Here is an 18,813-nt window from a genome sequence, read left to right as displayed (position 1 = left end):
TGCACCCGTCGGCCTGAGTGCCCCTTCGACCGCCCTCACGGCCGCCGCGGCTTGACGGTGCGTCAGTTTCTAGGAGATTTCTGCATGGCCAAGAAGGTCCAGGCCGCCCCGGGACGTCCCGCGCGCGCGGCAGCCAAGACCGGCAGACGGGTCAGGGCGCTCACCGCGGCCTCCACCGCCGCCGTCGCCCTCATCACCGTCACCGCGACCGCCACCGGCGCGGTCGCCCAGGGGGGAACCGCCGGACCGGGCGCACCCGAGCGAATAGGGGCGGCCCCGCATGTCCCGGCGGGTGCGACGGTGACCGGTACCACCGCGTCGGGAACCAGGCTGCACCTCAGCGTGAACCTGGCCCCGCGTGACCCGCAGGCGCTGGCGGACTTCGTCACCGCGGTGTCCACACCGGGCAACGCCCAGTACCACCACTACCTGGCCAGGGGGCAGTTCGCCTCGGTCTTCGGCCCCACGCGGGCCACCATCGCGGGAGTGACAGGGGCGTTGCGGGCGGCCGGTCTGTCTCCCGGCAAGGTCAGCCCGGACGGACTGTCCATCCCGGTCACCGCCACCGCCGCGCAGGCGTCCCACGCCTTCGGCACCGGCTTCCGCAACGTCCGGCTGAAGGACGGCACCACCGACTACCTCAACACCTCGGCTCCCTCGCTGCCCGCGAACGTGGCGTCCTCGGTGACCGGGATCGTCGGCCTGAGCAGCGTCAACACCGTCAGCAGCCACCACTCCGCGGTGCGTCGCACGAGCCGGCACGCCTCCACCGACTCCGCCGCCACCGCCCGCTCCGCCACCTCCGCCCGCTCCGCCACCTCCGCGGCCGTCTCCGGACGCAGTTCGAGCGCGGCGACCGCCGACGCGTACAACCCGGCACTCTGCGCCGACTTCACCGGCTCGGGCCTGACCGACGGCACCGACTACTACAGCCCCGGCAAGCTGGCCGGCGCCTACGGGATGACCAGCTCGGCCACCGAGGGCGCGGGGCAGACCGTGGCGGTGTTCGAGCTGGAGAACGTCGACGCGGGCAGCATCGCCGCGTACCAGGCCTGCGCCGGCACCACCACCTCGGTGTCCCATGTGTACGTCGACACGACAGCCGGTGCGGGCGCTCCCGCCACCGACGGTTCGGTCGGTGTGGAGTCGGCGCTCGACATCGAGGACCTGATCGGTCTGGTGCCCGGCGCGAACATCATCGACTACCAGGGCCCGGACGCCGGGTCCGCGACCGACCAGAACGTGCTCGACGTCTACCAGCGGATGGTCACCGACGACCAGGCGCAGGTCATCTCCACCAGTTGGGGTGAGTGCGAGTCGCTCGAGAGCAGCGCGACCGCGAACGCCGAGAACACCGTCTTCGCGGAGGCCGCCGCCCAGGGGCAGAGCGTCGTCGCCGCCTCGGGCGACGACGGATCCAGCGACTGCTACCAGGCGACCGGCTCCACGGCCAAGGCCGTCGACGACCCCGCCAGCCAGCCCTACGTCACCGGGGTCGGCGGCACCACGATGACCACCTCGGGCAGCACCACCACCCAGACGACCTGGGGCAACGCCGACGGCGGCACCGGCGGCGGTGTCTCCTCGCGCTGGGCGCCCGTCGTCTACCAGGGCGGTGTCGCCACCACCACCAAGCGGGCCGTCCCGGACGTCTCCGCCCTGGCGGACCCGGCCAACGGATACCCGGTCTACTTCCAGGACGACAGCCAGTCCGCCAACCCCGTTCCCGGCATCGTCGGCGGCACCAGTGCCGCGGCCCCGACCTGGGCCGCCGCGATCGTCCAGGCGAACGCCGGTACGGCCTGCCAGGCCAACGGGCAGGTCGGCTTCCTCAACAACGCCCTCTACCGGGCCGCACGCAGCAGCTACCTGGCGAGCTTCTGGGACGTCACCAGCGGCAACAACTCCGTCTACGCCACCGGCTACACGGCGGCGGCCGGCTACGACGAGGTGACCGGCCTGGGCTCGCCCAGAGAGGCCGGCCTGACCTCCGCCCTGTGCCCGGCCCGGGGCACCGCGGCCACCGGCGCCTCCACCTTCCACGCGCTCAGCAGCCCCAAGCGCCTGCTGGACACCCGCAACGGCACCGGCTGGGGCCTCAGTTCCATCCCGGCCACCAAGCCCCTGGTCGCGGGCGGCACCGCCCCGGTCAAGGTCGAGGGCGCCGGGGGGATCCCCAGCAGCGGCGTGACCGCCGTCGTGCTCAACCTCACCGTCACCGGCACCACCGGTTCCGGCTCACTGATCGCCTGGGCCGACGGCACCACCAGGCCGTCGACCAGCAACCTCAACTGGACCGGCGCGAGCCAGACCATCGCGGCGTCGGCGACCGTGAAGGTGGCCGCCGACGGCGTGGTGGACCTCTACACGAGCAGCACCACCCACCTGATCGCCGATGTCCAGGGCTACTACACCAGCGGCACCACCGGTTCGAAGTACACGGCGCTGACACCGGCCCGCCTGCTGGACACCCGCTCCAAGGTCGGCATCTCCACCACCAGCAAGATCACCAACGCGGTGATCAGCCTCAAGGTCCGCGGTCATGGCGGCGTACCGACCGGCGCCACCTCCGTGGTGCTCAACCTGACGGCCACCCAGACCGTCGGCGGGGGCTACCTGGAGGCCTACCCCGAAGGCGCCACCCGCCCGACCGCGTCCAACGTCAACTGGTCGGCCACCGGCACCACCATCCCCAACCTGGTGGTCGTGCCGATCGGCAGCGACGGCAACGTCAGCGTCTACGTGCACGGCACCAGCCATGTGATCGCCGACGTCTCCGGCTACTTCTCCACCAGCGGCGCGACCTTCCAGACCGTCACCCCGCTGCGCCTGCTGGACACCCGCCAGACGACCGCGCTGGGCTCCGGCAAGACGCTGGCCGTGCAGATCTCGGGCCGCGACGCCATCCCGTCCACCGGCGTCAAGGCCGTCGTGCTGACGGTCACCGTCACCGGCACCACCGGCAGCGGCTACCTCGCCGCCTGGGCCGACGGCGGCAGCCGTCCCACGGCCTCCAACCTCAACTGGGCGCAGGGCAAGACGATCGCCAACCAGGTGATCGTGCCCGTCGGTGCCGACGGCAAGGTGGACTTCTACACGAGCAGCACCACCAACGTCCTCGCGGACGTGGCCGGTTACATCGGCTGACCGCCACGGCCGAGACGACCACGGCCGAGACCACCACGATGCCCCGCCGAGCACGCCTGTCGGCGGGGCATCGTGGTGGTCGGTCCACGACGCGGGCCCAGTCCACCGGACGGTTGTTTACGGGTTACCGCCAATAACCGCCCGCCCGCTTTGGCGGTCCGCCGCCCTGCGCCACCGGATGCGGCCCGGCTAGCGTCCGGACATGAGGCGACGCAGGCGCATCGGAACGAACAACCGTGCCATGTCCTTACGACGCGTGCGGGACAGGGCGATCCAGCGGCGGGACGACGTCCGGCCGGGCGGCTGGCGCAGACGTTTCGGACGCGGGGCGGAGCAGGCCCGGCCCTGGCTGCAGTTCCTGGCAGACCTCGCGACGCTGCTGGCGCGGGTGGTGCGGTAGCCGGTCCGGGGCGCCGCCGTATCTCCCGGGTGACGCCGTGTCCGGACGGACATCCCCCGTCCGGGCCGTCACGATGGGGCGGACGGGCTGGACCAGTGCGCGGAGGTGCCGTATGTCAGGAACCGGGCCGGCGGGCGGCTACTCCGCCACGCCCCTCGCCAGGAAACTCGGCATCAAGGCGGGGCACCGGGTACGGCTGGACGGCGCGCCCGACGGATGGGACATCCCCGGTCTGCCCGACGGCTGCGAGGTCGCCGTCGGCGGCTCGCGCGGCGCGGACGTCGTCCTCACCTTCCACCGCGAGTACGCACGGCTCGCGGCCGAGGCGGACGAACTGGTGGCCGGCCTCGCGGACGAAGCCGCACTCTGGATCGCCTGGCCGCGCAGAGCCGCCGGGCACGTCAGCGACATCACCGAGAACGCCCTGCGGGAGGTCTTCCTGCCGCTCGGTGTCGTAGACGTCAAGGTCGCGGCGCTGGGGGAGGACTGGTCGGGGCTGAAGTTCGTACGGCGACGGGAGAACCGGCGGGGGTGATCCGGTGGCGGTGATTCGGCGGGAGCAAGGGGCGCGGGGTCTGTCGAGGCGTTCCGGCTGCGGGGCTGCGGGGCTGCGGGGCTGCGGCAGGACCGGCACGACGGCAGGACCGGCGGCGGCCGCGTACAACAGCCCACCCCCGCCGTGCCGACCAGAGCCCGATACATACCCGGCAGAGGCCGCCCCGCCCCGCCCACGCATCCCCATACCCGAGAAGTCCTTACCGTGAACGGCTAGCATCGCGCCGGTTGATGCCCCTCGGGACGACCGGGACAAGGGGACGTACGGGACGAGGTGGGACATGGGCGCGCCGAGGATCGCCGTGGCCGTAGTGACCATGGGGAACCGGCCCGAGGAGGTCGACGCCCTGTTGCGTTCCGTGGCCAAGCAGGACATCGCCCCGGCCCGGATCGTGATCGTGGGCAACGGCTGCCGGCTGCCCGAGTTCGCCGAGCGGCTCTCCCTGCCCGGCGAGGTCACCTCCCTCGACGTCGAGGAGAACCTCGGCTGCCCCGGCGGGCGGAACGTGGCGCTCGCCCGGCTGCGGGACTTCGGCGACGTGGACGTCGTGGTGGAACTCGACGACGACGGCCTGCTCGTGGACGCCGATGTGCTGCGCCGCGTACAGGAGTTGTTCGCGGCCGACGAGCGTCTCGGCATCGTCGGTTTCCGTATCGCCGACGAGAGCGGCGAGACCCAGCAGCGGCACGTGCCCCGTGTCGGCGCCTCCGACCCGATGCGCGGCGGCTATGTCACCGGGTTCCTGGGCGGCGGCCACGCCCTTCGCATGGCCATGCTCGACGAGACCGGGGACTGGCCCGCCGAGTTCTTCTTCGCGCACGAGGAGACCGACCTGGCCTGGCGGGCCGCCGACCACGGCTGGCGCATCCTGTACGCGCCCGAACTGCTGCTCCAGCACCCGAGGACCTCACCGGCCCGGCACGCCATCTACTACCGGGTCAACGCCCGCAACCGCGTCTGGCTGGTCCGCCGCCGGCTGCCCCTGCCGCTCATCCCCGTGCACCTCGGCGTGTGGACGGCGCTCACCGTGCTGCGGACCCGGTCGTCGAGCGGACTGCGCGCCTGGTTCGGCGGGTTCGCCGAGGGCCTGCGGGAACCGGCGGGCGAACGGCGGCCGATGCGCTGGCGAACGGTGTGGCGGCTCACCCGGCTGGGGCGCCCGCCCGTGATCTGAGGGCCGACAGCCCCGGGCACAGGACGAGGGCCCCGGTCGTTCACCTCCACCGACCGGGACCCTCTCGCGTCCCCGGATCCGGCCGCGACGGCGACACTCCCCCGAGCTGCGCGTCGTACGCGCGCGCCCTCGGGCCAGATCCGATGTAGTGATCACATCAGGTTGCGCCAACAAATCGCTAACATGTGGCCAACGCATCTACGTTTCGTCGTTCGCCGGTTGGCGTGAAGTCGACGGCGGCGATGGGAACAGACGGTGTGCGACCGCGGGGGCGGTAGCCGATTCCGGCAGTGGCCGGCGTCGGACGGGCTGGCGGGAAACCGCCGTTGAGAGGGCGGAAATCCGCCAGAAGTGGGCGGCGTGATGGGGCGCGGATCGCAGTCGGGGCTGCGGTTCGGTCTGCTCGGGCCGCCGATCCTGTACGACGGTCAGGGCGGCGCCGGTGTGCGCGTCGTCGGCAGCCGCAAGCAGCGGATCCTGCTGGCCGCGCTGCTCCTCGAAGCCGGCCGGGTCGTCTCCACCAAGTCCCTCAAGGAGGCGCTGTGGGGGAGCACCCCGCCCGCCTCGGCGAAGGCCTCGCTCCACAACCATGTCTCCCGGCTGCGACGGCTGCTCGACGATCCCGAACGACTGCAGGCGGTGGCCCCGGGCTATCTGCTGCGTGTCGCGCCGGGTGAACTCGACGTCCAGGTCTTCGAGAGCCACGCCGCCCGGGCCCGCCGCGCGCACGCCGACGGGAACTGGACCGGGACCGTCCAGGCGTGCGCGGCGGCGCTCGCGCTGTGGAGGGGCGCGCCGCTCAGCGGGGTCCCCTCCGAACTCGCCGGATACGCCCTGGTCCAGCGCCTGGAGGAGGCCCGGCTGCTGCTCCTGGAGTGGCACTACGACGCCGAGCTCGCCCTCGCCGACACCCGGCCGGACGCCCTCGTCCCCGAACTCTCCGCACTGGCCGCCGAGCATCCGCTGCGCGAGTCCTACCACCGCCAGCTGATGCTCGCCCTCCACCGCACCGGCCGCCAGGCCGAGGCCCTCGCCGTCCACCGCGACCTGCGCACCCGCCTGGTCGAGGAACTCGGCGTGGAACCGGGCCCGGCGGTCGGCCGGGCACATGTGGAGGTGCTGCGCGGGGGAGACGGCGGGGGACGGGCCCACACCGGGGCCGACCAGCCGGCTTCCGACCGTGGCCGGCAGCTCCGGCCGGCCTCCTCGGCGGACGGCGACACAGTGGAATCCGACGCGGTGGAATCCGACGCGGTGGAATCCGACGCGGTGGAACGCGACGCGGTGGAAGACGACGCCGATCGGGCCGACGGGCCGGCGGTCCGCTCGACCGCAACCGAACGTCCGGACCGGGCGGTCGACTTCGGCGCGGCGCGCCAGGGGAGCCTGCCGGCCTCACCCACCGCGCTTCCCGCAGACGCTACGCGCGGAGACACCCCGTCCACCCCGTCCACCCCGCCCCATCTCCCCGCGCCACCGCCACCTCCTGCCCTCCACTCGTCACGCCCCTCCTTCCCTCCCTCACCCCCTGCCCCCGAGGCCCCCGTCCCGCTCCCCCTGCCCCGCCCCGCCCAACTCCCCCCGCCCCCGGGTCACTTCACCGGCCGCCACACCACCCGCGACGACCTCCGCCGCGCCCTCACCCCTGACGGCGGCCCCGCCGTCGGTGTCGTCAGCGGCATGGCCGGCGTCGGCAAGAGCGCGCTCGCGCTGCACGTCGCCCACGAGCTGCGGGAACGTTTCCCTGACGGCCAGCTCTACGTCAATCTCCAGGGCGCCACCCCGGGCATGGCCCCCCTCACCCCGGCCCAGGCCCTCACCGCCCTGCTCCGCGACCTCGGAGCCGACCCGCGCAGCATCCCCGAACACCCGGACGCGGCGGCCGCGTTGCTGCGCTCGCTGCTCGCGCCCACCCGCACGCTCATGGTGCTGGACGACGCGGCCAGCGCCGCTCAGGTACGGCCACTGCTGCCGGCCGGCGACGGCTGCGCGGTGATCGTCACCAGCCGCTCCCCGCTGACCGCCCTCGACGACGCGCACCGCTTCCCGCTCGCCCCGCTCTCGGCCGAGGAGAGCGCGGAGCTGCTCCGCGCGGTGTCGGGCCGGGACGGCCGCAGCGCCGCGGGCGACCCCATGGGCGGCACCGCCTGCACCCCCGGTCCAGCCACCCCCGGTCCCGCCGCCCTCATGAACGCCACTCCCATGGACGCGACCCCCATAGACGCCACCCACCCCCTCATAGAACTCACCGGCCGCCTCCCCCTGGCCCTCCGCGTCGTGGCCGCCCGCCTGGCCGCCCGGCAGGCCCTCACCCCCGACGTCCTCGCCGACCAACTGGCCGCCGCCGAGGACCGGTTGCGGCACCTGGAGTACGACGACCTCTCCGTCCGCCGCTCCCTGGCCGTCGCCCACGACGCCCTCGCCGCCTCGGGCCGCAGGTCCGACCGCGACGCCGCCCTCGCCCTGTGCCGCATCGGCGCCCTCGACCTGCCGACCTACGGCGTCCCCCTGGTCGCCCGCCTCCTCGGCACCGACGCCACCGACGAGACCCGCGCCGAGGACGCGCTCGACCGCCTCGTCGACGTGGCCCTCCTGGAGGAGACGGCGTACGGCCGCTACGCCCCGCACGGCCTGGTCCGCGACTTCGCGCGGGAACTCGCGGGCCCCGCGCAGGCCCCCGACATCGCCCGCACCGCCCTGCGCTGGTACGCGGCCGTCGCCGAACGCGCCCTCACCGCGATCCTCGAACCCGGCCTCGACCTGGAGGACCGCCGCCGCCCGACCGCCGCGCAGCCGCCGGAGCACGCGGCGCATGTGCTGGCCATCCCGCCGTTCCCCTCCTCCGAGAAGGCCTACGCCTGGGGCGAGTCCGAGCTGGAGAACATCGTCACCCTGGTCGAACGGCACACGGACACCCCCGACGAACGCACCGCCGCCCATCTCTCCACCCTGCTGCGCCTGCTCTCGCCCTTCCTCCAGCGCAGCGGCCGGGTCGCCGAGACCGAGGCCCTCGGCGGGGCCGCGCTCACCGTGGCGCGGCGGCTCGGTGACGAGGAGGCCGAGGCATGCGCCCTGGGCGACCTCGCGGGGCTGCACTTCCTGACCGGACGGCACCGCGACGCCCTGGCCCTCAACGACCAGGCCCTCGCGCTCTGGCGGCGGCTGGGCCGGGACTCCTGGACGCGCCGCTGCCTCAACAACCGGGGTCTGCTCCTCGAAGGCCTCGGCCGGTACGCCGAGGCGGGCGAGGCACTGCGGCAGAGCCTCGCCTACGCACGGCGGCTCAACGACCCCTTCGGCGAGGCTGTGACCCACAGCAACCTCGGCAACCTGTACGAGCACACCGACCCGCGCGCCGCCATCGAACAGCACCGCCGCTCGCTCGCCATCGGCGCGCGGACCGGCAGCGTGGTCGTACGGCACTCGGCGCACTGCAACATCGGCTACGCCCACCTCACGCTCGGCGAACCGGCCGCCGCCGTGGGGCACTTCGAGGAGAGCCTGCGCATCCTCGGCAGCCCCGGCGACTGGCACGGCGAATCGCAGAGCCGCCTCGGCCTGGTGCGCGCCCTGCGCCTGACCGGCCACGCCGCACGCGCCGCCGCCGAGTGCGCGGAACTGCTGCGCCGCGCGGACGCCCGTGCCGACCGCTACACCGGCGCCCTCGCCCGCCACCAGCACGGACTCCTGCTGCGCGAGCGGGGCAGGACCGAGGAGGCGTACGCGCAGTGGCGGGCCGCTCTGGACGCGCTGGACGGCACGGACGACAAGACGGTGCTCCAGGAGCTCATCGCCCTGCTCGACGACTCCGGCCTACGGTGATCACTTGGCGTCCGCATAGCACTCCACCACCGCCGTCGTGAACGGGAACCGCACCGGCGTCTCGCCGAAGGTCAGCCGCCCGGCCAGGTACGACGCCTCCCTGATCGCCGCCACGACCGCCTCGGCCTCCTCCTCGGGACAGTGCACGATCACCTCGTCGTGCTGGAAGAAGACCAGTTCGGCCGCCATCCCCGCCACGGCCTGCCGCAGCGCGGCGAGCAGCAGCAGGGCCCAGTCGGCGGCGCTGCCCTGCACCACGAAGTTCCGGGCGAACCGGCCGCGGGCACGGGTGTTGGTCGAGGCGTACCCGGGCACCCAGCCGTCCTCGCCGGAACCGGGCTGCCCGGCCGGTTCGTCCTGGGGGATGCCCGCCTCCTCCGCGTCACCGGCCCCGGCCGCCGGCGGGCAGGTCCGCCCCAGCCAGGTCCGCACCAGCCGGCCCTCCTCGCCCGCGCGGGCCGCGTCGTCGACGTACGCGACCGCCTTGGGGAAGCGGCGTCTGAGCGCGGCGAGGTTCTTGAGGCCGTCGCCGGAGGTCTGGCCGTAGACCGCGCCGAGCACGGCGAGTTTGGCCTGGCCGCGGTCGCCGGAGAAGGCCCGGTCGGAGACGGACTGGTAGAGGTCGCTCTCCCGGCCCGCCACCTCCATGAGCCCCGGGTCGCGGGAGATGGCCGCCAGCACCCGCGGCTCCATCTGGTCGGCGTCGGCGACCACGAGCCGCCAGCCGGGGTCGGCGACCACCGCACGCCGGATGACCTTGGGGATCTGAAGGGCCCCGCCGCCGTTGGTGACCCATCTGCCCGTGACGGTCCCGCCCGCCTGGAACTCGGGCCGGAAGCGGCCGTCCCGCACCCAGTCCTGGAGCCAGGACCAGCCGTGGGCGACCCAGATGCGGTACAGCTTCTTGTACTCGATCAGCGGCTTCACGGCCGGATGGTCGAGGGACTGGATCTCCCACCGCCGGGTCGACTTCACCTTGATGCCCGCCTGTGCGAACGCCTTGATGACATCGGCGGGCAGATCGGGCCGCACCCGGCGCCCGAAGGCGGCGGACACCTCGTCGGCGAGCTCGGCCAGTCTGCGCGGCTCACCGCCGCCCGCGTAGCGCTCGCCGAGCAGTTCGTGCAGCACCCGGCGGTGGGTCTCGGCGCTCCACGGCAGCCCGGCGCGGTTCATCTCGGCGGCCACCAGCATCCCCGCCGACTCGGCGGCGGTGAGCAGCCGCATCCGGTCGGGGTGCGCGGTGCTGTCGTGCCGGCGCAGCTGGCCGGCGTAGACCTCCAGGAGGTCGGTCAGCGGCAGATGGACGCTCTGCGGCTCGAACAGGGACGACTGCGATCCCGGTTCGGCGGCGCGCTGGGGCGGGTCGGGGGGTACGGGGCCGCCGCGCAGCCGGGCCAGGGCGGCGGCGGCCGAACGCGGCTCACCGTGCCGCCCCTCGTGGCCGAGCAGGAGGGTCTCGGCGTCCTCGACGTCGTAGCACCGCTCGACCCGGACCCCCGCGGCGAGCAGCCGCGGATAGACCTCGGAGGTGGACCGCCACACCCACCGCGCCACCTCCGGCCGCCGCCGCACGGCCTCGGCGGGATCCTCCTCCCACCGCACCGGCCCCACGGGCAGCCCGTCCGCCCCGAGGGCGGCGACCTCCACACCACCGTCCTCGGCCGGCGCGAGAGCCCAGCGGTCGGTCATGACGGCGAGTCTGCCAGGCAGGTCTGACAACGGACTTTTGGGACATCGACGGGTGGGGGCCCCGCTAGCCCTGCTGGCCCTGTCCCTCCCGCGCCTTCACATACCGTTCCTGTGGACTGAGCGGGAGTGAGTCCGCTCAGCCGCGCGCCCCGAACGGTCTTGGGCGAGCTGGTCCCCGGCGTACTCGACCCCGGGTGGCGACACGCATCCTGTGCGTGGTCCTGGCCCGGGAGGCCAGTTCCCTGTGCGACCTGGCCAGTGGGTACGGCCAGAGGCGACGGGGAGGCCCTGAACCATCACTCCGGTGGAGCAGGGGCCCCGCACGCTGACGCCGTACCCGGTGTCCCAGGTCGCACAACCACGCTAACCCAAACGGCCCAGGGCGCCGCAAGCCTAGAAGTCGATCCGCACACGATCGAGCTAATTCGCCGTTGTGCGCACTCCTTGCTGAGCAGCTACCAACCCCTCCAGCTCCTTGGCGACGGCACCTTCCACCGATTCCTTCTCGATGCCGAGGCCCGACAGGACCCCCGTGCCGTTCTCGAACTCCAGGAGGGCCAGCAGGAGGTGTTCGGTGCCGACGTAGTTGTGGCCGAGCCGGAGGGCCTCGCGGAAGGTGAGTTCCAGGACCTTCTTGGCGTCGGAGCCGTAGGGGATGAGTTCGGGGACCTGGTCGGCGGCCGGCGGGAGTGCGTCGGTGGCGGCCTGGCGGACGGCGTCGAGGGTGACCCCCTGCGCGACGAGCGCCTTGGCGGCGAGGCCCTCCGGTTCGGCGAGCAGGCCGAGGACGAGGTGCTCGGGGCGGCCCTCGGGGTTGCGGGCGGTGATGGCCGCGTTGTGGGCCGCCATCACCGCGTTGCGGGCCCGCGGGGTGTAGCGGCTGAAGCCCTGGTCGGCCGCGAGGTCCGACGACTCCTTCGGCACGAACCGCTTCTGCGCCGCCTGCCGGGTGACCCCCATGCTCCTGCCGATGTCCGTCCAGGAGGCACCCGAACGCCGGGCCTGGTCCACGAAGTGACCGATCAGGTGGTCGGCCACCTCCCCGAGGTGATCGGCGGCGATCACCGCGTCCTGAAGCTGGTCGAGGGGCTCGGCGTGGACCTTCTTGATGGCGGTGATGAGGTCGTCGAGCCGTACGGATGACGTGATGTCGGGGTTCGTCGTCATGCTGTCAACCTTAGGTTGACAGGGGTGGAGTGTCAACCCGAGGTTGCCTCTATGTGCGTGGGGGCGACCGGTTTTCGGGCAGTGAGACGATCGCCCCGTGAGCAGCAGCAGGAGCAGCGGAGCGAGCGGCAACGGCAACGGCAACCAGAGCGAAGGTGTGAACGGGGACACGACCGCCACCGTCGACCGCGCCTTCCGGGCCGCCCTCTACGCCGACGACGACACCGCACTCGACACCGGCGCCTCCCTCCTCGCCGCCGACCCCGCGACGGACGCCGAACTGGCCCGGCGCGGCGCCGAGTTCGTGGCGCAGGCCTGGCGGCGCGGCTGGCAGCCCGCCGACGTCGTACGGATCGTGCGACGGGAACTGGAGGACACGCACGTACAGCTCGCCACGGCCCTGATCCGCGCACAGGCCCCGAACGACCGCCCGCGCGGCCACCGCTGGGCCGCCCAGCTCGCCCAACTGGAACAGCCCGACGAGAACTCCCTGCGCGCCGACCGCTTCACGCACGCCACCGCCGTACTGGAGCTGTACCGCCTGCTGCTGCGCCTGCCCGCGCTGGAGCCGCTGGAGGATCCCCGACGGGAGCACAGGGGGCACGGGGGGCATAAAGGTGACGCCCGCATGCTCGGCCGTATTCGCGCCCTGCTCGCCAAGGCGGAGGCGACCGGCTTTCCGGAGGAGGCGGAGGCGCTCACCGCCAAGGCGCAGGAGCTGATGGCCCGGCACAGCGTCGACGAGGCGCTGCTCGACGCCCGGGCGCCCGCGAAGGACACCCCCGGCGCCTGCCGGATCGGGGTCGAGCCGCCGTACGAGCAGGCGAAGGCGGTGCTCCTCGACGCGGTCGCCACCGCCAACCACTGCCGGGCGGTGTGGAACGAACCGTTCGCCTTCTCCACGGTCGTCGGCTTCGAGGGCGACCTGGCGGCGGTCGAACTCCTGTACACCTCACTGCTGGTGCAGGCGCAGTCCGCGATGGCGAAGGCGGAGGCGGTACAGCGGGCGGGCGGCCGCAAGCGCACCAAGACCTTCCGGCAGTCCTTCCTCGCGGCCTACGCCCACCGCGTCGGCGACCGTCTGCGCGCCGCCGCCGAGGCCCCGGTGACCGACGACCTGCTGCCGGTGCTGGCCTCCCGCGAGGTAGCCGTCACCGACCGCATGGAACGCATGTTCCCGCAGACCACCACGACCCGGCTCCGTGGCGTCAGCGACGAGGCGGGCTGGACCGAGGGCGCCCGGGCGGCCGACCGGGCGCAGGTCGGCAACCGGCCCCGGATCAGTCCCCGGCCTGAGTGAAGGCGCCGACGGAGGCGGTCGGGTGATCGGCGCTGCCGCCCTGGCCCTGGACCGGCCCGTACGACCACTTGAAGCTCTTCGGGGCGTCCGCCCCCGGCAGGCCGATCTCCAGCGTCTTCACGTCGAGGCTCGCCTTGGCGCCGGCCTCGCCACGCGTGTACGTGAGGGTGAAGGTGGCGGCCGTGCCCTTGGCCAGGGTCAGCTTCGCGGACGTGGCGCCTTCCGCGCGGGACAGGCTCGCCGAGGAGTCCGCGGCGTTCAGGTCGACGGCGGGGAAGCCGGCCAGCGTGCACTCGGCGCTCTGGTTGGTGAGTGTGACGGGGAGGTCGCCGGTGTCACCGGCGCCGGGGGCCACGTTGGCGGGCCCGACCTCCACGTCCATGTCACCGATCCGGCACGTGGTGCCGTTGCCGGGGCTGGCGGCGGCGCTGTCACCGCCGGAGCCGGAGCTGTCCTTGTCGCTGTCACTGGAGCAGCCGGTCAGGAGCAGGGCAGCGGCGAGGGCGGTGACGGCGAGGGGGGCGGCGCGCATGTGAAGTCCTCTGATGTGAGCGATCCGGTGCATGGATCATCACGCATCCCGGAGCACCACGGTTGCCCGCCCCCACGGACGGCCTTTGCCACGGCGTCTTCCGCTACGACCCGCTACGACGGCCCCGGCGCCCTCCGCTACGACCCGGAGCCCGCACTCGCCAGCCCGCTCGGCAGCCGGCCGCCCTGGGCCCGGGTGTAGGTCTCGGTGCCGGCACCGCCCGCCCACTTCACCTTGAGCGTGGTCCTACCCACCGAGACGACCGTCCCGTCGGCCCGTTCCTTGCTGCCGTCCGTGCACTTGAGGCGGATCGTCTCCGTGTTCGCGCTGCCGCTGCACACCGTGCCGCCGGTGACGAAGAGCCCGGCCTGGTCGCCGTTGACCAGGAGCGCCACCGCCTTGCCGTCGGTGGTGGCGAGCCAGCTGCCGGCGACGTCACCGGCCGCGGAGGACGACGTACCGCCGGAAGACGAGGTACCGCCGGGCGCCGGGGCGGAGCCCGACGCCGAGGACGACACGGAGGCGCTGGGACTCGGCGACGCGTCGTCGTCCGAGCCCCCGCCGCCGCACGCGGTCAGGGTGAGCGCGCCCACCAGCCCCGCGGCCGCGAGCCCCGCCCGCCGACCCGACACGGTGCGCCAGAAGATCGCCGAAGTCACTGGAAGCTCCCAAGGTGTAGCGGTCGGCCAGACGACCGCAGCAAGCTACCAGCCCCACCCGTGAGAACTACCAGGACGATTTGCGCACACCTGGCAGGTATCCCGCGTGCGCTTGCTCCCGCAGCCCCACCCTGGACAGTCCGAAGGCCCGGAAGTAGCCGCGCGGCCGCCCGTCGACCTGGTCCCGGTTACGCACGCGCGTGGCGCTCGCGTCCCGCGGCTGCCGGCGCAACTCCTCCTGCGCCGCGAGCCGTTCGGCAGCGGTGGACGACGGCCTGCGGATGATCTCCTTCAGCTCGGCCCGCCGCACGGCGTACCGCGCCACGGTCTCCTGTCGTTTCTCGTTCTTCGCGATCTTGCTCTTCTTGGCCATACCGGTTCTCTCCTCGAATCCTCAGACCCGCACACCGCGCGCGCGGATCCGCGCCACGGCCGCCTCGACGCCGATCGTGTCGACGGTCTTGATGCCCTTGGTGCTCAGTCGCAGCCGCACGTAGCGGCCCTCGCTCGGCAGCCAGTAGCGCTTGGACTGGATGTTGGGGTCGAAGCGGCGCGAAGTGCGCCGGTGGGAGTGGGAGATGCGGTTGCCGAAGCCGGGCCGGGCGCCGGTCAGCATGCAGTGGGCGGACACGGGTGATGCACCTCTCTCGGAGCAGTTGTGTAAATGGAATTCATTTTCAGTAAGATAGCAGCATGGCACGCAACGAACTCCGCCCGGTCATCAGGCTCCGGTCCACCGCCGGGACCGGCTTCACCTATGTGACCCGCAAGAACCGCCGCAACGACCCGGACCGTATGACCCTGCGGAAGTACGACCCGGTCGCCGGCCGCCACGTCGACTTCCGAGAGGAGCGCTGAGCCTCGTGCGCCAGGGCATCCACCCCGCCTACGGTCCCGTCGTCTTCCGCGACCGGGCCGCGAACCACGCCTTTCTGACCCGCTCGACGATGACGAGCGAGAAGACGGTCGAGTGGGAGGACGGCAACACCTACCCGGTCGTCGACGTCGAGATCTCGAACGTCAGCCACCCCTTCTACACGGGCACCGCGCGGGTCCTGGACACCGCGGGCCGCGTGGAGCGCTTCGAGCGCCGGTACGGAAAGGGACAGAAGGGCTGATGCTCTCCGTCGTGATCGTCGGCGGGCTGCACGCCGACGCGCGCAAGGCGGCCGTCGGGCAGCTGCTCGCCGACGTGCCGGGCAGCGTCGTCCTCCACCACGACCTGGCGACCGCCGAGGCCGGCACCGTCGTACGAACGGTCCGCGACGCGGACGGCATCCTCTCGGCAGGGGAGACGCCGCTGGTCAACGACTGTGCCTGCTGCGCGCTCCGGGAGGACCTGGTCCCGGAGCTGCGCCGCCTGGACGCGGCCGGGACGCCGCGCCTCGCCATCGTCGAGCTGTGGGATTCCGTCGAGCCCAAGGCGATGGCCGAGGTGGTCGCGGCCGGCGGCCTCACGGTCACCGGCGTGATCACCGCGGTCGACCCGGCGCTCGTCCTGCCCTGCCTCGGCAACGGCGACGACCTCGCCGACCGTGGCCTCGCCGCCGCGGCCACCGACCAGCGCACCGTCGCCGACACCTTCGCCCGCCAGCTGGAGTACGCCCCCGTCCTCGCCGTCCTCGACTCCCCGGAGGCCGACGAGGAGGACCACGAACTCCTCTCCCAGCTCCACCCGACGGCCCACCGGGTCCCGATCGTCCACGGCGGCCCGCACTCCACCCGCCCCGCGGCGGGTGACGGCGCCGGGTCGGCAGGACAGGGGGAGGCGTTCGGTGGTACTGCGACCGACGCCCACGCGGATGCGCCCACCCCTCCGGCGGCCCTGGCCGACGGTCCGGCGGGTTCCTCCGCCGACGTGTGGGGTGATGCCGATGCCCCGGCGGACGTGGCCAACGCCGTGACAGGCAACGCCGCCGCCTCCGCGGGGCTGGCCGACGCGTCCGCGGGTTCCTCCGCCGCCCTGCGGGACGAGTCCGATGCCTCGGCGGACGTCGACAACGCCGTGACGGACAAGGCCGCCGCTTCCGCGGGCCTGTCCCACGCCCCGGCGCATCCCCCTGCCGCTCAGCCCGACAACGACACCGACGACTCGACGCGCGACCCCGACACCCCGGCGCCCGCGTCCCCGCCCGCGCCCAACGCCCCGACGCACGAGCCCACCGTCCCCGTCCCCGCCGGCCAACCCGGCAACCCCGAGGACCGTCCAGTCGGCGAACTCCCCGAACATCCCCAACTCCCCGCACCGTCAGACGTGTTCGCCAACCCCACCCTCTCCGACCTGCCGGAGGCCTTCGCCGAGCTCGCCCGCTCCCTCGCCGGCAAGGCGTCCGCGCCCGCGCACTCCCCGCTGGCCCGCGCCGCCCTCGCCGGATTCGACGTGGAGTCCGCGGCGGCGGCCCAGCACCCCGCCTGCGCCCTGCTCCCCGCCGAGGCGGACGCACACGGCGTCTGCACGCTCGTCTGGCACCGGCGCCGGCCCTTCCACCCCGAGCGGCTCTACGAGGCGCTGGAGGACATCACCTGCGCCGCCGCCCGCAGCCGGGGCCGGTTCTGGCTCGCCGACAAGCCGGACGTGCTGCTGCACTGGGACGCGGCCGGCGGCGCCCTGTGCGTGGAGAGCGCGGGCCCCTGGCTCGCGTCCCTCCCGGACGCGGCGTGGGACATGGTCCCGCCGGTGCGCCGCGCGGCCGCCGCGATGGACTGGCACCCCGAGCACGGCGACTGCTGCCAGCACCTCGTCTTCACCTCGCCCGGACTCGACCGTGACGGACTCGAAAGGCTCCTGGAGTCCTGCCTGCTCACCGACGCCGAGTACGCCGCCGGGCGCGACGCCTGGAAACGCCTCCCGCCCGCCTTCGACACCCTCCTGGAGGTCTGATGCCTCGCAAACCCGACCGCAAGCCCGCCAAGAACCGGCCCAACCCGCTGGACGCGGCCAAGATCACCTACATCGACTACAAGGACACCGACCTGCTGCGGAAGTTCATCTCCGACCGCGGCAAGATCCGCAGCCGCCGCGTGACCCGCGTGTCGGCCCAGCAGCAGCGCATGCTCTCCCGCGCCATCAAGAACGCCCGCGAGATGGCTCTGCTGCCCTACTCCAGCAGGTGAAGCCATACAGGTAGGCACCTGCCCCAGGGGCGCCGGCTCCAGGTCGCCCCCGAGGGTGCCCAGACCGTCTTCACGCTCTCCGGCCCCGGCAGGGGCGGCTTCGAGCCCGGCTCGGCCCGGGGGATCATGTTGGTCACGACCGACGTCGACGCGGACTGTGCGCGGCTCACGGAGGCCGGGACCCCCGTCCAGGGACCCGACGCGCTCCCGTGGGGCCGCATGGCCTCCTTCACGGACCCCGACGGCAACGGTCTGATGCTGCTCACCGAGGCACACCAGTAGGAAGGCCGGCATGACCGCACCTGGGGCCGTCGGGCACGGGACCACCGAGGCCGACGCCGACCGCGTCTTCGCCGCGCTCGCGAACGCCGTACGCCGCGAGGTGCTGCGGCTGCTGCGCGACGGCGGACCGCAGCCCGTCCAGGCCCTGGCCGACCACTTCGACATGCGGCGCCCGAGCCTGTCGGAGCATCTGAAAGTGCTGCGCGAGGCCGGACTCGTCTCCGAGCAGCGCTCCGGCCGGCAGCGCATCTACCGCCTTGAGGCCGCCCCGCTCGCCGAGGTGCGGGACTGGCTCCATCCGTACGAGCGGTTCTGGCGCGGCCGGCTGCGGGACCTGGGCGCCCTGCTGGACCGCATGCCCGACGATGACCCGGCATGAGCAACGCACCCGACGACGACCTCACGGTCATCCGTGTCGACCAGTACTTTCCGCACCCGCCCGCCAAGGTCTGGCGTGCCCTCACCGAGCCCGCACTGCTCGTGCAGTGGCAGATGCAGGGGGCGGAGGCGTTCCGGCTCGAGAATGGGACACCGGTACACCATGACCTCCGTGCCGCGGCCCCACTCGAACTTCCCCGGCACCGTCGACGTGGAGGTTCTCGCCTACGAGCCGCAGCGGATGCTCGGCCTCCGGTGGACCGACGCCGATCCGGCCAACTCCGCTGACTGGAACGTCACATGGAAGGTGGAACAGGAAGGGCGCGGTACGCGTCTCTTCCTAGTGCACGAGGGATTCGATCCCGACGACCCCGCTCAGCCGATGGCCCGGACGATCATGGACGGGGGCTGGCGGACACATGTGATGCGGGCTCTGGGGCAGACGATGGAACATATCTAGTGCCCCACACGTCACATCTGTAACCGCGGGAACACCCCTTGTGCACGTGCATCTGCTCATGCATCTGCACGTGAACAGAGCTATGATCCGGACCAGTTGACCGCTGCATCACTGGCCACAAGGCCACCGC

17 protein-coding genes and 3 pseudogenes are annotated in these 18,813 nt (G+C 73.1%); 14 read left to right on the top strand and 6 right to left on the bottom strand.

Features of this window, described 5'->3' with window-relative positions:
- Positions 1-84 precede the first annotated feature (84 nt).
- From ACFYZ8_RS20110 to ACFYZ8_RS20090, 5 genes are all read left to right on the top strand, one after another.
- Positions 85-3,147 (top strand): protease pro-enzyme activation domain-containing protein, encoded by a 3,063-nt coding sequence (locus ACFYZ8_RS20110; RefSeq protein ID WP_388537458.1) that lies wholly within the window; start codon positions 85-87, stop codon positions 3,145-3,147.
- A 202-nt stretch (positions 3,148-3,349) separates the two neighbouring features.
- Positions 3,350-3,547, top strand: coding sequence for a hypothetical protein (locus tag ACFYZ8_RS20105; RefSeq protein WP_359030769.1), 198 nt, complete (start codon positions 3,350-3,352; stop codon positions 3,545-3,547).
- A 112-nt stretch (positions 3,548-3,659) separates the two neighbouring features.
- On the top strand, positions 3,660-4,082 hold the full coding sequence (locus ACFYZ8_RS20100; RefSeq protein WP_388537456.1) for a DUF3052 domain-containing protein: 423 nt from the start codon (positions 3,660-3,662) through the stop codon (positions 4,080-4,082).
- A 301-nt stretch (positions 4,083-4,383) separates the two neighbouring features.
- Positions 4,384-5,277, top strand: coding sequence for a glycosyltransferase family 2 protein (locus ACFYZ8_RS20095; RefSeq protein WP_388537454.1), 894 nt, complete (start codon positions 4,384-4,386; stop codon positions 5,275-5,277).
- Between the two features lie 363 nt (positions 5,278-5,640).
- Positions 5,641-9,099 (top strand): BTAD domain-containing putative transcriptional regulator, encoded by a 3,459-nt coding sequence (locus ACFYZ8_RS20090; RefSeq protein ID WP_388537452.1) that lies wholly within the window; start codon positions 5,641-5,643, stop codon positions 9,097-9,099.
- Here ACFYZ8_RS20090 and ACFYZ8_RS20085 read toward each other — a convergent pair whose 3' ends face one another.
- A complete protein-coding gene (locus tag ACFYZ8_RS20085; protein ID WP_388537451.1) occupies positions 9,100-10,791 on the bottom strand; it encodes a bifunctional 3'-5' exonuclease/DNA polymerase in 1,692 nt (563 codons plus the stop codon).
- A 420-nt stretch (positions 10,792-11,211) separates the two neighbouring features.
- A complete protein-coding gene (locus ACFYZ8_RS20080) occupies positions 11,212-11,958 on the bottom strand; it encodes a Clp protease N-terminal domain-containing protein (RefSeq protein WP_388537449.1) in 747 nt (248 codons plus the stop codon).
- Positions 11,959-12,115: 157 nt separating this feature from the next.
- Between ACFYZ8_RS20080 and ACFYZ8_RS20075 the strand changes: the two genes are divergently transcribed.
- Positions 12,116-13,258, top strand: a complete 1,143-nt coding sequence (locus tag ACFYZ8_RS20075; RefSeq protein WP_388537754.1) for a DUF2786 domain-containing protein — start codon at positions 12,116-12,118, stop codon at positions 13,256-13,258.
- On the opposite strand, the gene ACFYZ8_RS20070 is transcribed toward ACFYZ8_RS20075, so the two are convergent.
- The 4 genes from ACFYZ8_RS20070 to rpmB form a co-directional block, all read right to left on the bottom strand.
- Complete coding sequence (locus tag ACFYZ8_RS20070; protein WP_388537448.1) at positions 13,239-13,790, bottom strand: DUF4232 domain-containing protein; 552 nt, start codon at positions 13,788-13,790, stop codon at positions 13,239-13,241. The genes ACFYZ8_RS20075 and ACFYZ8_RS20070 overlap by 20 nt on opposite strands.
- Positions 13,791-13,927: 137 nt before the next feature.
- Positions 13,928-14,449: a hypothetical protein gene (locus tag ACFYZ8_RS20065; RefSeq protein WP_388537446.1), complete on the bottom strand. Its 522-nt coding sequence runs from the start codon at positions 14,447-14,449 to the stop codon at positions 13,928-13,930.
- A 67-nt stretch (positions 14,450-14,516) separates the two neighbouring features.
- Positions 14,517-14,822, bottom strand: coding sequence for a 30S ribosomal protein S14 (gene rpsN / locus ACFYZ8_RS20060; RefSeq protein ID WP_359030777.1), 306 nt, complete (start codon positions 14,820-14,822; stop codon positions 14,517-14,519).
- A 21-nt stretch (positions 14,823-14,843) separates the two neighbouring features.
- Positions 14,844-15,080 (bottom strand): 50S ribosomal protein L28, encoded by a 237-nt coding sequence (rpmB, locus tag ACFYZ8_RS20055; protein WP_388537444.1) that lies wholly within the window; start codon positions 15,078-15,080, stop codon positions 14,844-14,846.
- 62 nt (positions 15,081-15,142) lie between these two features.
- Between rpmB and rpmG the strand changes: the two genes are divergently transcribed.
- From rpmG to ACFYZ8_RS20015, 8 genes and pseudogenes are all read left to right on the top strand, one after another.
- Positions 15,143-15,307, top strand: a complete 165-nt coding sequence (gene rpmG / locus ACFYZ8_RS20050; protein ID WP_020141033.1) for a 50S ribosomal protein L33 — start codon at positions 15,143-15,145, stop codon at positions 15,305-15,307.
- Between the two features lie 5 nt (positions 15,308-15,312).
- Positions 15,313-15,567: a type B 50S ribosomal protein L31 gene (locus tag ACFYZ8_RS20045; protein WP_359030779.1), complete on the top strand. Its 255-nt coding sequence runs from the start codon at positions 15,313-15,315 to the stop codon at positions 15,565-15,567.
- A pseudogene (locus tag ACFYZ8_RS20040) lies at positions 15,567-16,158 on the top strand (GTP-binding protein); the annotation flags it as partial. The gene ACFYZ8_RS20045 and the pseudogene ACFYZ8_RS20040, both read left to right, overlap by 1 nt.
- Positions 16,159-16,790: 632 nt before the next feature.
- A pseudogene (locus tag ACFYZ8_RS20035) lies at positions 16,791-17,330 on the top strand (GTP-binding protein); the annotation flags it as partial.
- Positions 17,330-17,563 (top strand): 30S ribosomal protein S18, encoded by a 234-nt coding sequence (rpsR, locus tag ACFYZ8_RS20030; RefSeq protein WP_359030780.1) that lies wholly within the window; start codon positions 17,330-17,332, stop codon positions 17,561-17,563. The pseudogene ACFYZ8_RS20035 and the gene rpsR, both read left to right, overlap by 1 nt.
- A 126-nt stretch (positions 17,564-17,689) precedes the next feature.
- A complete protein-coding gene (locus ACFYZ8_RS20025) occupies positions 17,690-17,845 on the top strand; it encodes a VOC family protein (protein ID WP_388537442.1) in 156 nt (51 codons plus the stop codon).
- A 10-nt stretch (positions 17,846-17,855) separates the two neighbouring features.
- Complete coding sequence (locus ACFYZ8_RS20020) at positions 17,856-18,224, top strand: ArsR/SmtB family transcription factor (protein ID WP_388537440.1); 369 nt, start codon at positions 17,856-17,858, stop codon at positions 18,222-18,224.
- Positions 18,221-18,683, top strand: a pseudogene (locus tag ACFYZ8_RS20015) (SRPBCC domain-containing protein). Before ACFYZ8_RS20020 ends, ACFYZ8_RS20015 begins: the two are co-directional and overlap by 4 nt.
- Positions 18,684-18,813 lie beyond the last annotated feature (130 nt).

It is taken from the genome of Streptomyces sp. NPDC001668 (genome assembly GCF_042893155.1).
Classification (GTDB): domain Bacteria; phylum Actinomycetota; class Actinomycetes; order Streptomycetales; family Streptomycetaceae; genus Streptomyces.
Note: the sequence above shows the minus strand (reverse complement) of the source record. Positions and strands in the feature narration are given on the sequence as shown.

Excerpts from the sequence above, each read along its gene's own strand:
- ACFYZ8_RS20110 (WP_388537458.1), top strand. The coding sequence starts at position 85 with ATGGCCAAGAAGGTCCAGGCCGCCCCGGGACGTCCCGCGCGCGCGGCA.
- ACFYZ8_RS20105 (WP_359030769.1), top strand. The coding sequence starts at position 3,350 with ATGAGGCGACGCAGGCGCATCGGAACGAACAACCGTGCCATGTCCTTA.
- ACFYZ8_RS20100 (WP_388537456.1), top strand. The coding sequence starts at position 3,660 with ATGTCAGGAACCGGGCCGGCGGGCGGCTACTCCGCCACGCCCCTCGCC.
- ACFYZ8_RS20095 (WP_388537454.1), top strand. The coding sequence starts at position 4,384 with ATGGGCGCGCCGAGGATCGCCGTGGCCGTAGTGACCATGGGGAACCGG.
- ACFYZ8_RS20090 (WP_388537452.1), top strand. The coding sequence starts at position 5,641 with ATGGGGCGCGGATCGCAGTCGGGGCTGCGGTTCGGTCTGCTCGGGCCG.
- ACFYZ8_RS20085 (WP_388537451.1), bottom strand. The coding sequence starts at position 10,791 with ATGACCGACCGCTGGGCTCTCGCGCCGGCCGAGGACGGTGGTGTGGAG.
- ACFYZ8_RS20080 (WP_388537449.1), bottom strand. The coding sequence starts at position 11,958 with ATGACGACGAACCCCGACATCACGTCATCCGTACGGCTCGACGACCTC.
- ACFYZ8_RS20070 (WP_388537448.1), bottom strand. The coding sequence starts at position 13,790 with ATGCGCGCCGCCCCCCTCGCCGTCACCGCCCTCGCCGCTGCCCTGCTC.
- rpsN (WP_359030777.1), bottom strand. The coding sequence starts at position 14,822 with ATGGCCAAGAAGAGCAAGATCGCGAAGAACGAGAAACGACAGGAGACC.
- rpmG (WP_020141033.1), top strand. The coding sequence starts at position 15,143 with ATGGCACGCAACGAACTCCGCCCGGTCATCAGGCTCCGGTCCACCGCC.
- rpsR (WP_359030780.1), top strand. The coding sequence starts at position 17,330 with ATGCCTCGCAAACCCGACCGCAAGCCCGCCAAGAACCGGCCCAACCCG.
- ACFYZ8_RS20025 (WP_388537442.1), top strand. The coding sequence starts at position 17,690 with ATGTTGGTCACGACCGACGTCGACGCGGACTGTGCGCGGCTCACGGAG.
- ACFYZ8_RS20020 (WP_388537440.1), top strand. The coding sequence starts at position 17,856 with ATGACCGCACCTGGGGCCGTCGGGCACGGGACCACCGAGGCCGACGCC.